General features: G+C 31.0%; 12 protein-coding genes. 1 reads left to right on the top strand and 11 read right to left on the bottom strand.

The annotated features are described in order from the left end of the window. Positions 1-53: 53 nt before the first annotated feature. The 3 genes from LI_RS04915 to ybeY all read right to left on the bottom strand — a co-directional run bounded on the left by LI_RS04915 (position 54) and on the right by ybeY (position 2,354). The gene (locus LI_RS04915; RefSeq protein WP_011526985.1) at positions 54-1,076 is read right to left on the bottom strand and encodes an OmpA family protein; all 1,023 of its coding nucleotides are present in this window, start codon (positions 1,074-1,076) and stop codon (positions 54-56) included. Between the two features lie 345 nt (positions 1,077-1,421). Continuing rightward, positions 1,422-1,739: a TusE/DsrC/DsvC family sulfur relay protein gene (locus LI_RS04910; RefSeq protein ID WP_011526984.1), complete on the bottom strand. Its 318-nt coding sequence runs from the start codon at positions 1,737-1,739 to the stop codon at positions 1,422-1,424. A 213-nt stretch (positions 1,740-1,952) separates the two neighbouring features. Continuing rightward, positions 1,953-2,354: an rRNA maturation RNase YbeY gene (gene ybeY, locus LI_RS04905; RefSeq protein WP_011526983.1), complete on the bottom strand. Its 402-nt coding sequence runs from the start codon at positions 2,352-2,354 to the stop codon at positions 1,953-1,955. A 256-nt stretch (positions 2,355-2,610) separates the two neighbouring features. Between ybeY and LI_RS04900 the strand changes: the two genes are divergently transcribed. Then, positions 2,611-3,252 carry a hypothetical protein gene (locus tag LI_RS04900; protein WP_011526982.1) on the top strand — a complete coding sequence of 214 codons (642 nt, stop codon included), beginning with the start codon at positions 2,611-2,613 and terminating at the stop codon, positions 3,250-3,252. 28 nt (positions 3,253-3,280) lie between these two features. Here LI_RS04900 and LI_RS04895 read toward each other — a convergent pair whose 3' ends face one another. The 8 genes from LI_RS04895 to LI_RS04860 all read right to left on the bottom strand — a co-directional run bounded on the left by LI_RS04895 (position 3,281) and on the right by LI_RS04860 (position 11,849). Further along, positions 3,281-4,108 (bottom strand): TatD family hydrolase, encoded by an 828-nt coding sequence (locus LI_RS04895; protein ID WP_015353795.1) that lies wholly within the window; start codon positions 4,106-4,108, stop codon positions 3,281-3,283. A 136-nt stretch (positions 4,109-4,244) separates the two neighbouring features. Beyond that, the gene (araJ, locus tag LI_RS04890) at positions 4,245-5,408 is read right to left on the bottom strand and encodes an MFS transporter AraJ (RefSeq protein WP_011526980.1); all 1,164 of its coding nucleotides are present in this window, start codon (positions 5,406-5,408) and stop codon (positions 4,245-4,247) included. Between the two features lie 201 nt (positions 5,409-5,609). Then, a complete protein-coding gene (gene dapA, locus LI_RS04885; protein ID WP_041817097.1) occupies positions 5,610-6,494 on the bottom strand; it encodes a 4-hydroxy-tetrahydrodipicolinate synthase in 885 nt (294 codons plus the stop codon). Between the two features lie 67 nt (positions 6,495-6,561). After that, positions 6,562-7,407, bottom strand: coding sequence for a diaminopimelate epimerase (gene dapF, locus LI_RS04880; protein WP_011526978.1), 846 nt, complete (start codon positions 7,405-7,407; stop codon positions 6,562-6,564). Between the two features lie 327 nt (positions 7,408-7,734). Then, positions 7,735-8,010: an HU family DNA-binding protein gene (locus tag LI_RS04875; RefSeq protein ID WP_011526977.1), complete on the bottom strand. Its 276-nt coding sequence runs from the start codon at positions 8,008-8,010 to the stop codon at positions 7,735-7,737. 442 nt (positions 8,011-8,452) lie between these two features. After that, positions 8,453-9,593, bottom strand: a protein-coding gene (gene prfB, locus LI_RS04870) for a peptide chain release factor 2 (RefSeq protein WP_172621351.1) whose coding sequence is annotated in 2 segments (ribosomal slippage) — positions 8,453-9,517 and positions 9,519-9,593 — 1,140 coding nt in all. Because the reading frame shifts where the segments join, the coding sequence is not laid out codon by codon here. Beyond that, on the bottom strand, positions 9,590-11,287 hold the full coding sequence (gene lnt, locus LI_RS04865) for an apolipoprotein N-acyltransferase (RefSeq protein WP_011526975.1): 1,698 nt from the start codon (positions 11,285-11,287) through the stop codon (positions 9,590-9,592). Before lnt ends, prfB begins: the two co-directional genes overlap by 4 nt. A gap of 88 nt (positions 11,288-11,375) precedes the next feature. After that, positions 11,376-11,849 carry a 23S rRNA (pseudouridine(1915)-N(3))-methyltransferase RlmH gene (locus LI_RS04860; protein WP_011526974.1) on the bottom strand — a complete coding sequence of 158 codons (474 nt, stop codon included), beginning with the start codon at positions 11,847-11,849 and terminating at the stop codon, positions 11,376-11,378. Positions 11,850-12,455 lie beyond the last annotated feature (606 nt).

The following is a 12,455-nucleotide window of genomic DNA, read 5'->3' as shown; positions in this document are numbered from 1 at the left end:
AAAAAAAGGGCTTGAATCCAAGCCCTTCTTATTTAGTAATTAATTTTTATATACTAATCAAAAAAGACAAGTTCTGTACGACGATTCATATATCGTCCTTCTTTTGTAGCATTATTATACTGATAGGATTTACCCATTCCTTTAGCAAATAAACGATTTGAAGGTATACCCATTTTAACCAAGAAGTTTTTAACTGCATCAGCACGTTCTTGTGATAAACGCAAGTTATATGCATCAGGACCAGTACTATCTGTCCACCCAAGCAAACGAACATTAAAATCTGGATTTGCTCTGATAAGACGAACTGTTTCTTCTAAAATAGCTTTAGCAGTATCATCTAATGCAAAAGAATCAAAAGCAAAGTTTACACCACGAAGTACAACAACTTCTTCTGTAACAAGAATTTGCTCTTGACAAAAAACACTATTAACAAATTCTTGGCAAACAGCAGGATTTTGTAGAAGCTGTAAACCATCAACAAGAACACTTCCACTATTAAGTGCAACAATTTGATCAATTATTGCTTTGCCTTCAGCATCATCTGCAAATGAAACTACATGAAAACAAACATTAGGATTTGTTTGATATATAGATTTTACTTCCTCAACAGGATTCATCCCTAAATTATTATGACCATCAGTGAGAAGAATAACGGCTGCCTGAGGGGGCATTTGATTAATGACTGTTTCATGCATTTTTATGCCGTCTCCCATAGGAGTAAGACGACCAAAAATTTCTAAATCAGACTTAATTGTATTAACCGCACATTCGGCAACACATGAATTCCAAGAACCTTGGGGAATAATTACAGAATAAGGTGCAAAAGTATATAATCCACCTTGATATGACATTTTAGGCATTGCCGCATTAATTTTTAATATAGCTTCTTTTGCTAATTCTATTTTAGGCTCTCTAACAGCAACATGTTTCATCATCATAGAGCCTGAATAATCCACAAGATAATTATAGCTTTCAACACGTTTAGTACAACTAGCTGTAACTTCTGCAGCAAAGCAAACTGTTGACCATGCTGTTAATAATGTAACAGCAAAAATTGCAGAATGGATAATTTTCATGTACGCCTCCCTTTCTCAGGTACAATCCCTTCCCTAACAAAGACTATTTTGTTTTAGTCCTGGCCTCTAGTATACCGGTCCATAACAAATAAGGTAAAGAAGTTCATTAAGTATTTTTTATTATAAAATTAATAATCATTATTTATTCTAATTGTATTATTTTCATAGTACATTATTTTATGCTGATAAGATAACTAACCTAAAATGTTGTATTTTGAAAAGTATATTTTTTGAAAAAAATAAAAATAATCTAATTATTAGTAAAATTATTACAATATAGTTAATGCATAAAAATAAAAAATCATAATAGATTTAACATTATTTATAATATATGAATAAAATTAGTTAAACACAGCCTGTTGGCTTTGGTAATCCAGCCATTCTACAAGCGCCCTTCCCAGGACCTGATGGGAAAAATTCATAAATTTCTTTAAGTTTATAACCAGTATTTTTAGAAATAATTCTCACCATAGGTGCAATTCCATTTTTTTTATAATAATCTTGCAAAAATTCTATAATCTTTCTATGAGCATCTGTTACTTCACTAATACCCTCAGATTCTTTTACATAATCAACCCACTCTGGGCCCCAATTTTCAAAATTTAATAAAAAACCATCTTCATCGACTTCGAAGTTTTTTCCTTTGTATATAACTTCAGCCATCTGCATGTCCTCCTTGGACAACCCTTATATCCTAGTAAAATGATACTATTATGGATATATTTAACAATTAAATTATATAAAAAAATATAACAAGTTATTATCAAAAAATAAAAAACATCACTCACTATACAATAATTAATACTACATATACAAAAAAATAGCAAGAGAAAATGAGGAGGTATAATAACTTACGTTACATTTCTGCTAGCATACCTAAGCTAACTTAAAAGGTAATAATAAGTTACTACAAAATTTATCCATCTCTACTCCATGAGTATATCCAGCAATATGTGCAATTCCATGAGATAATAATGATAAACAATAATCTAAAATAGGCTGACGATATAATAATGATTCTCGACAAACAGCATCAACAGATAAAATAATACTTCCAGCAAGATCTTCGTCATCCATGGGAAAAGAAAGGACGTTTGTTATCCCTAAACAATTCATATAATGAAGATTAAAAAACGCAATTGTTGTATCTGATACTAAATAAACTTCTATTGTTTGTAACTTTGCAAAAGATAACATTTTCTCAAGAATAGCAACAAATTCTAAACGACAAAAAGGTAACTTCCATATATGTTCATTACCTAACAAAATTACAGCCATATTAATTTTTTAATCCTTTCTTCTTACTATTTAAAATTCTTCATATTTCTTATTCTACTACTATGTTGAATATTAAACTTTATTATATCGTTATTTAAATAACACACAATAAAAATTTAACTATCTCTACAATATTACTAATTTCTTAAACTATTCTTTATCACTAACATAATCATAAACAAAAGCATTATACATTAATAGTATGAATATTGCATTATAAATACAAAAAATATTTATTTACAATAAGGAATTAAATATGTCTATTACACCACTCAAAAATAGTTACGTTTCAACTAATTATGAAAAAAAATCATCTACTGAAAACCTACATTCAAATACTGAGACAAAAAATACAGAAGCAGTAAAAAATAATTCTCAAAGAACACAAAAAAACAACAACTATCTTTCAAGTAATCCTATAAGTTGGTTACAACAAGCTGTAAGTGCCACCATGGATGGTATGGGACTTGGGCCTACTGATAAAATATCTTTTTCAACTATTATTTCTTACAGAGATCAACTCCAAAATGAATTTGATACTAAAGTAAAAGAAGGATTAAAAGAAGCAGGATTAGATGAAAATGTTAAATTTCAACTTGTTTCAGGAGATGAAGGAGGAATAAAAGTTATTGCAGACTCACCAGAGAAAGAAAAAGTAGAAAAATTTTTTGAAGACAACCCTGATCTTGTTAAACAATTTGAAAAAATACAAGCTCTTAACAATGTTGAAGAATCACGAAAACAACAACGAATTGATGTTAATGCTATTAGACAACGTGTTCAAGTTGAATCTATGATGGCATGGTATTCAGGCTCTGGAGGAGGGGGCATTAGTTCTATTATGGATTTCTCGGGAGGACAAACTTCTTTTTTCAGTGGAATTAATAAACATGTATAAGTAACAATAGAGTAATGATACGCTTAAGTTATGATAACATAAAAAATTTTTTAGTATTTTCTCCGCATTGTGTCCAAAGTTCTATAATATCTATCTTCTTTAAAGAAGCTATATATGCTGCAGTAAAAACAACCAAAGCTGGTTCATTGCACTTTCCTCTCCATGGAACTGGAGAAAGGTATGGACAATCTGTTTCAATTAATAACTTGTCTTCTGGAATCATAGGGATTACTTCTTGTAGTTCTTTGTTCCCAGGATATGTAACAGGCCCTGCAACAGAAATATTCCAACCATTACTTAAAATTCTATCTAGAAAAGATACTGCATCACCACTAAAGCAATGCCAAAGTACAGGGTAAGCTATACATCCTTCAGACTCAAGAATCCTAATCGTATCCCTTGCAGCATCACGTGAATGTATTACTATGGGTTTTCTCATCTCTCTTGCAAAGTTAAGCTGAGCTCTAAAAACTTCTTCTTGGAGAGTAGCAGTACAATCTTTATGATAAAAATCTAACCCTATCTCACCAACTGCTTTTAATTGTTCATCACAACGAAAGAGATCATACATAATTTTAAGGATATTTTTATTAAACTTCATAGCATCACAAGGGTGAATGCCTAAAAGAAAAAATATTCCAGGAATAGTTTTTAAAACTTCATTATACTCTTGATACTCTTGAATACTTAAAAAAACGTTCCCTAAAAAAGCAACACCTGCAGAGGCTGCTCTCTTAATAACTTCAGAGAGTCTAGTAAATAACTCAGGAAACACTAAATGTGCATGAGAATCTGCACCAATTAAGGGCAACTTTAAATCTTCAGGATTAGGTCTAATTACAGATTTTTTAGACATATATAGAATTACAAAAATACATTTTTAATTATAATTATAGCTCTACTTATCCTATCTTTCTTATTAATGTCCCAATACTACTAATATAGTAATAATTAATAAGAAGATACTATTAATAACTCAGAATACTCATTACTCAATTTACTTTTATCATACCAAATTTTTGGTAAAAGAAATATAATATAAAACAACCTATTACTGAAAATGGAACACCAACTAATGCTGAATACTGATATCCTAACCCCATTTGAATAGGTAACCCACCACAATATGCCCCAATAGCATTCCCCAAGTTAAAAGCCATTTGTGCACTTGATGTTCCTAACAATTCTCCGCCTTTGGAAAACTTAATTAATAATAACTGTTGTGGACTACTTAAAGCAAATAAACAAGCAGTACCTAATATCATCAATAAGATGGAAACCCATGGGATATAAGAGAAAAAAAAGATACAAATAAGGACAATACTGAGCAACCCTTGTATAAAAATTGCTATACGAATTGGCATCAAACGATCAGACAATACTCCACCAAAAAAATTACCTATTACCATCCCCACACCTGCAAAAACAATAAGCAATGTTGCGCTATGAGGAGAAAAACCTGATACATTTGTTAATAATGGTATAATATAACTATACCAACAAAAAACAGCTCCATTACCTAATATAGTAGCAATAATTAGTAACCAAGGTGCAAGTCTTTTAAGAAAATAAAATTGTCCTTTAAGGCCTGTATCTGGTACATTCTCTATCTGAGGAACCCATCGCCATACATAAAAAAATGTGACTAGTCCCCAGCCAACAACAATCAAAAAACCTATTCTCCAAGAGAGCGTAACACCTAAGAATGTTCCTAATGGGACACCAAATAAGTTAGCAACCGTCATCCCAGATATCATTATAGAAATAGCTTCTGTAGATTTTCCCTTATCTGATAACTTCTCAGCAATAATAGAACCAACTCCAAAATAGGATCCATGAGGAAGTCCAGAAATAAAACGAGCTAACATCATTGTCTCATAGTTAAAAGCAATGGATGCTATCAGGTTGCCTAACATAATAATAACTATTAAAGCCAATAGAATATTTTTTAGGGGATAACGACGAACAAATATTAAAAAAGGAGCACCAATAAATACACCAGAAGCATATGCTGAAATGAGATGTCCTGCAGTAGGTATAGTTATACCAAAATCAGTAGCAATATAAGGTAATATGCCTATTATTATAAATTCTGCAATACCCAGTCCAAGGGTACCAAAAGATAATGCTATAAGACTTTTTTTAATATATAACATAAATAAGTTAGTTAATAAAGTATCATTTATTATAATAAATAGTATAGATTAATAATCTCATAAAACAACATTAGTTACTAATAGTACATTATTATAATTTGCTATTAGATATAGTTAGTTTCTTATACTAAGAACTCAACTAACATCCAAATCTAATCTATTTATTTTACTTTAACTATACTTATCTACAAAGAAAGATTACTATTTACTTATAATCCCTATATTTTTTAGTGTAGACTCTAGCTTAGTAAAATTTATAGGGCTAAGCTCTGTTAAAGGTAACCTAAATTCAAGCTCTAACTTCTCCATTAAAGAAAGAGCCGTTTTTACAGGGATAGGATTTGTTTCAACAAACATTAACCTACATAGTGGCGCTAAATTATAATGGATTTGACGTGCTTCCTCTAATTTATTTTTTTCAATTAATGAACATAGCTCAACAACCATAGCTGGAACAATATTAGATATTACAGAAATAACGCCACATCCTCCTAGGATCATAGATGGTAATATAGTAAAATCATCACCAGTTAATACTTGGAACCCAATAGGACAAAATTCAATAATTTCAGAAAATTGTTCTAAATTTCCTGTAGCATCTTTTATGCCAACAACTTCTGGTATATCTTGGACAATACGTGCAACTGTTTCAGGCAGTAAGTTACAACCAGTACGCCCTGGGACATTGTATAATAAGATAGGAATAGATTCCTGACTTGCTATTGTCTTAAAATGTTGGAATAAACCCTCTTGAGTTGGTTTATTATAATATGGAGTAACATGTAATACTCCATCCGCCCCTAACTCTTTTGCAATTTTTGTAAGCTGAATTGCTTTAGCTGTATCATTCGAACCAGCACCTGCAATTACAGGGACGCGGCTTTTTGTTTGTTCAACACATGCTTTAATTAATAACTTATATTCCTCATATGTTAATGTTGCACTTTCTCCTGTAGTACCACAAGAAACTAATCCATTAATACCTTGCTCAATCTGCCATTCAATGATTTCTCGATAACACTCAAGATCTATCTCTCCTTTTTTAAAAGGTGTGACTAGTGCTGTGATTGCTCCTTGAAATTGTATTTGCCCCATAACATACTCCATTAAAAGATATAACCTACCAAAATAATAATTTTTTTATTTTTTATTGTCAAAAAAGACCTAGCTCTGACAATTGCAGTTGTCCTGTGTAAACATGAACAACAGGTCCTTTCATTAATACTTTTCCATTATTCAAATTAAGCTCTATTATCTCTTTACTTGCCGTCATGACTTTGACGTTAGTTCCAACTAACCCAAGTTGATTTGCAATAATAACAGATGCACATACACCTGTACCACAAGCTAGAGTTTCATCTTCCACACCACGCTCATAAGTTCTTACAAACATAGAATTTGGACTTTCAATCTTAACAAAATTTACATTTACTCCCTCAGGAGAAAAATGAGAGTGTCCTCGTAATAACTTTCCTTTAGGTATAATATCATAATCAATAAGATTATCATGAAATACAACAAGATGTGGTACCCCTGTGTTAACAAAATGTACTTGTTGTGTTTCTTTTTCTACTTCTAGAGATACATTCAACAAAATATTTGTTGGATCTGTCATAGTTACAGTTGCATCCTGTAACTCATCACCAACAGTAATACTTATTAACCCAGCATCCGTACTTAATGTATGCTGCATATTAGCAAGACCTATCTTAACAGCTAATACCCCCATACAACGACTAGCATTCCCACACATTTCAGCTCTTGAACCATCAGAGTTAAAAAAATGCCACATATAATCAGCACCAGCTATTGTAGATAGCTCAAAAAATGCAATACCGTCAGCTCCAACGCCTCTCTTACGTCTACAAATTACCTCTGCCCAACTAGACATTTTTTCTTTAGGAATAAAAAGAGATCTATTGTCAATAAAAACAAAATCATTTCCACAACCATGAAGTTTAAAAAATTCTATACTAGGTATATCTTCTCTGCTAAACATAGTAATTTTCCAATATTAATTATTGCTCTTAGTTACAATCATTAATTATAATGTAAGGTTATTATATAAATAAAAGTAAAAAATAGTTAGATAGCATACAATTATAGCATAGTTAATCAATTTGGCATAATCAATAACTAATAAAAAAGACTACTAAAAGATAGTTCTCTTTTAAGTAGTCTTAATTAAGTATAGAATATAATATAATTCTATAGCCAGTTATTTAATAATAGTTTAATAAATATCTTTATTAAAAATTTTTACTCCCTCTAGAAAAGAATTATACTATAATAAAGAAAAATTATATTTACTAACAAAGAGGTAAATCTAGCTATTAAGATATTCCTTCAGCTCTTTACCTGCACGAAAAAATGGAAGACGTTTTGGTTGTACAACAACCTTTTCGCCTGTACGAGGATTACGGCCAGCATATCCTTCATACTCTTTTACTTTAAAACTACCAAATCCACGAACCTCAACTCGACCACCTTTGAGAAGAGATTCTTTCATGCTATCTACAAACGTATTAACAACCAATGTAGCTTCATCTAAAGAAATATTTGCCTGTTCAGATAAAGACTTCACAAGTTCACTTTTGTTCATGGCAACTCCATAAGGAATCTTTACATGTGTAAGAGAAACAGCAATATAATCTATACTCCACCATAAATCAAGATATCAAATTATCATATTATCTATCATAAGAATTTATTGTATCACATTATCACCATAATTTACTCTATTATTTCTATTATATTATCAAAAAATCATGACATAATTTAATTCTACTTTTAAAATAACTATATACTATTTTTAGTTTTAGTATATCTACTTTTAAATAAAGAATACTATTCTATAAATAGAATGAATATACATTTGTTATGTAACTAACTATAAATAATATTTACACTTATTTACAGTTTTAAAAAATACTTCAACACTTTCTATCTTAATAACATATTATTTATTAAAATTTAGTTCATCATATTTCAAAGATTATACTTATCTATTCATTTATAAAAGTTATCATAACTACTAATATTTCTTATAAGCTATTATTTCTATATGTTGATAATAAATAAGAGTTAATAAATTTATCAATCTGTCCACCTAAAACAGCCTCAACATCACTAGACTCACAGTTTGTTCTATGATCTTTGACTAGCCTATAAGGCTGCATTGTATATGTACGTATTTGGCTTCCAAAGCTAATTGCTTCTTTCCCCATATATTGAGCTTGTTTTGCAGCATCACGTAATTTAATTTCTTGCTCATAAAGCCTAGCTCTAAGAATACGCATTGCAGACTCTTTATTATGGTGTTGTGACTTTTCATTTTGACATTGAGCAACAATTCCTGTGGGGATATGTGTTATACGAACAGCAGAACTTGTTGTATTTACGCTCTGTCCTCCAGGACCACTTGAGCGAAAAACATCAATACGTAAATCAGAATCTTTTATATCTATAACAACTTCTTCACCTGCGTCAGGAATAACGTCAACAGATGCAAAAGACGTATGACGCCTTCCAGACGAGTCAAATGGAGAAATGCGAATAAGCCTATGTATTCCTCTTTCTCCTTTAAGCAACCCATAAGCATTCTCACCAGAAATTCTCAATGTTACTGATTTAATACCAGCCTCATCACCAGGGAGGTAATCCATCTCTTCTTTAGAAAAACCATGTAAATCTGCCCAGCGTAAATACATACGCTCTAACATTTCTGCCCAATCCTGAGCTTCTGTACCTCCAGCTCCAGGATGAATTTCTAATATAGCATCCATTTTATCTTCTTCTGCTCCAAGAAGAAGATACATCTCTGCTTCTTCCATAGCATCTTGAAATTTTTTTACCTGTAATTCTAGTGCAGTTAATGCTTCTAAAAATTCAGTACTGGACTCATTAGTTGTTAAAAATTCTTGAACAAGCTCAAACCAGTCTATCATTTCTGTATGACAAAGATGTAATTTTTCAAATCGAAGATTATCTGCTTCAAGTTGACTCTTCTCTTTAAGTATAGGCGTTAATGCTTCTGGGTTACTCCATGCATCTGGTGCTGAAAGAATTTTCTCTATTTCAGAAAGACGATTTTTATAAGATGGTTGGTCAAAGACGCCTCCAAAAAATTTCAAACTGCTCTGATAAAGATAGGATACATGCCTTTAACTCAGGAAACTGAATCATGAACACCCTCTACTTTTATGTCCACAAGAATGGGTTATTAAGTTATTTTTCCACAACATAATACATAATACTAAGATAGCAAAAGTTGGAAGCCATGGCTCTATCCAAAAGAAGACCGTATTATCTATAATAGGTCTTATAGTTCCAACAAGGTATGTAGGGATAAAAATTTTTGTTGAATCTATAATACGGCCATAAGGATCTATAAAAGCAGATATCCCTGTTACAGCAGCTCGAGCCATCCACCGTCCAAACTCTATTGATCGCATCTGGGCAATTTGTAAATGCTGAACTGGTGCAATAGTATGGCCAAACCATGAATCATTGCTTACAGTAATAAATACTTGTGCCCCCTCAGCTACACGCTTTCTTGCTAACTCAGGGAAAATTACCTCATAACAAATAAGTATACCCATTGAAATAGTTCTATAGCATGCTATACTTCCTTTCTTTACTGTTTCTTTTATTTCAAAAAGAAGTGGAGCCACCTTTTCACCTGGAGTATATGTACCTACCTCCTGCAATAGTTGACTTAAAAAAGGAAAATTGAAAAAAAGAGGTGTATATTCTCCAAATGGGACTAAATGCTCTTTATCATACCACTGAAGAGATTTATTTATTTTATTTGATTCACTGCAATCTAATCTATAGTTACCTGGACTATAATAATATAATCTATTAAAAATAGTTATGTCTTTCCCTGCTGTTTCTATTCCAGGTGCTCCAAAAATAACAGGAATCTGATATTTATTTACAAAATATGTTAAAGGATTATGTATGCCTTTTTCAACTTCAGCTTTAAAATCAAATAAAATGACTGTTTCAGGCCACAAAAAAACGTCAGGATAATATGTATTCCCACCTTCATGAAGTCGAAAAATATTTTTTAACAACTCCTCACTAGCCCTAACATATTTTTGAGCAGATCGATATTTTGTTTGAGGATTCCATTTAACAATCTGATCATCATTCCCCTGTATAATAGCTATAGTAACTCCATCTTGTATATTCATATCAATGGGATTTGTCTTTAAAGTTATGTATCCAAAAAGTACAATACTTATAAAAAGAATACAGGCTACAGATAGAGCCCTTATTAAGGGCCACTTAATACTACACTTATGAATATCTTTGGACTGAGAATAGAGAATACTATAGAAAACTAAACAAAGAATAGCTACATATAGTCCACTCAAAGCATATGAACCAATAATAGATGCACATTGTAACATAACAGGATATCGTGCAAATCCCATTGTAAAAGGAAGCCAAGGGAACCCTGTAAAAAACCAACTTTTTATCCACTCAATTAAATACCATACCAATCCTAGCATTAAGCTTTTCTGCCAAAATTGTATATGATGAAAACAAAAAACAAAGAATGAAAACAAACCAGAAAAAAATCCTAAAGAACCACCAACAAGGACAACACAAGGGCAAGCAAGCAACCATGGTAAACCACCTATAGTATGTATGGGAACAGCTAGCCAATAAAGACTTAAAGATGATCCTAGTAATCCTAGAATCCAGCCAGCTCTTAATGCATCAACTTTTCCTGGTGCATTATGTCCTAATATAATTAAAGATAAAGGATAGAAAAAAATAAGACCTGGGATATAACATATAGGATTTTCTACACCAAACCATAGGCCTAAAGCTCCAATAATGATCCATGCACTACTATGTATCTTCATAACAATACTATATTAAAACTAATTATTAGTAACAAACAATTTTATTCCCCTCTTCAATTCAAAAAAGATACCTATACATTCTCTAGTACTAATGATGATAAGGTATATTACGTAATAAAGTCTCTGCACGATAAACCTGTTCAAGAAATATAACTCTTGCTAGTTCATGTGGGAATGTTATATTCCCTAACGATAAACAGTCATTAGCAATGTTACATACACTACTATCAAGACCAAAGGCACCACCAATAATAAAACATGGTCGCTTTGTTGTATTTTCAAAATAATTTCTAAGAAAATTTGCAAACTCTTGTGAAGAGATAGATTTACCTTTTTCATCTAAACAAATAGGTATATCTATAGGTTCAAGGGCTGCAAGTATATTTTTTCCTTCCATTGCTTTGCGTTGAGAAACAGATAATGAAGAGTTTCCATCTTTAATGATAGTTTCATAAATTGCTCTCCAACAAGAAATACGTTTATAATAATGTTCTGCAGCTGCTCTCCAAAAAGGTATACGTAACCGACCTACAACAATTAATCGTAATGATTTTGAAGACATAATTATACTCAGCACAAGAAACTAACAAATAGGAGATTACTCTCATTTAGCAAGATTAAATACAATTTCTTTAAAAGAAACTACATACTTTATAGCTCACAAAACTTATATTACCTTTACAACAATATACTTTAGTATTGGATATAACACCTTTAACAACAAGAATATAATACCACAATTTTTTTACTAGTAGTTACTTATATTTTTTATCTTTCTTAGGACTAAAAAAGCTGCCTATACAAACAGAAATCTCTTAGATTGTCTATCTTTTATTGTATTACTTCTGGTATAATGCACTACTACCATAATTAATGCTAAGTAAAAACTTCTCACTTTATATATTATAACTAATATATAAGTTACTAGGCTTCTTTTCACAACCTGTAAAAAACTGCAAGTCTTATATAGAAAGACTATTACAGCTAGTAATAAAATACACAAAAACTTCATATTTACTACTTAGTTTAATGTAAAACGTTACTTCATACATAAAAAACGCTATAAACATAAAAATTTATAACTTAATCTCTTTTATTAAAAAAATATAATAAGAATAAGATTAGAAATAAGTTACAACTACTGGCTGTTAAAAATTCTATAAAAATT

Source organism: Lawsonia intracellularis PHE/MN1-00, assembly GCF_000055945.1.
Classification (GTDB): Bacteria; Desulfobacterota; Desulfovibrionia; order Desulfovibrionales; family Desulfovibrionaceae; genus Bilophila; species Bilophila intracellularis.
This window is presented reverse-complemented; position numbering and strand designations above follow the sequence as displayed.

Bases quoted from the DNA above. Each gene is read 5' to 3' on its own strand.
- LI_RS04910 (WP_011526984.1), bottom strand. From the start codon at position 1,739: ATGGCTGAAGTTATATACAAAGGAAAAAACTTCGAAGTCGATGAAGAT.
- LI_RS04900 (WP_011526982.1), top strand. From the start codon at position 2,611: ATGTCTATTACACCACTCAAAAATAGTTACGTTTCAACTAATTATGAA.
- LI_RS04915 (WP_011526985.1), bottom strand. From the start codon at position 1,076: ATGAAAATTATCCATTCTGCAATTTTTGCTGTTACATTATTAACAGCA.
- LI_RS04895 (WP_015353795.1), bottom strand. From the start codon at position 4,108: ATGTCTAAAAAATCTGTAATTAGACCTAATCCTGAAGATTTAAAGTTG.
- lnt (WP_011526975.1), bottom strand. From the start codon at position 11,287: ATGAAGATACATAGTAGTGCATGGATCATTATTGGAGCTTTAGGCCTA.
- LI_RS04860 (WP_011526974.1), bottom strand. From the start codon at position 11,849: ATGTCTTCAAAATCATTACGATTAATTGTTGTAGGTCGGTTACGTATA.
- dapF (WP_011526978.1), bottom strand. From the start codon at position 7,407: ATGTTTAGCAGAGAAGATATACCTAGTATAGAATTTTTTAAACTTCAT.
- ybeY (WP_011526983.1), bottom strand. From the start codon at position 2,354: ATGGCTGTAATTTTGTTAGGTAATGAACATATATGGAAGTTACCTTTT.
- araJ (WP_011526980.1), bottom strand. From the start codon at position 5,408: ATGTTATATATTAAAAAAAGTCTTATAGCATTATCTTTTGGTACCCTT.
- LI_RS04875 (WP_011526977.1), bottom strand. From the start codon at position 8,010: ATGAACAAAAGTGAACTTGTGAAGTCTTTATCTGAACAGGCAAATATT.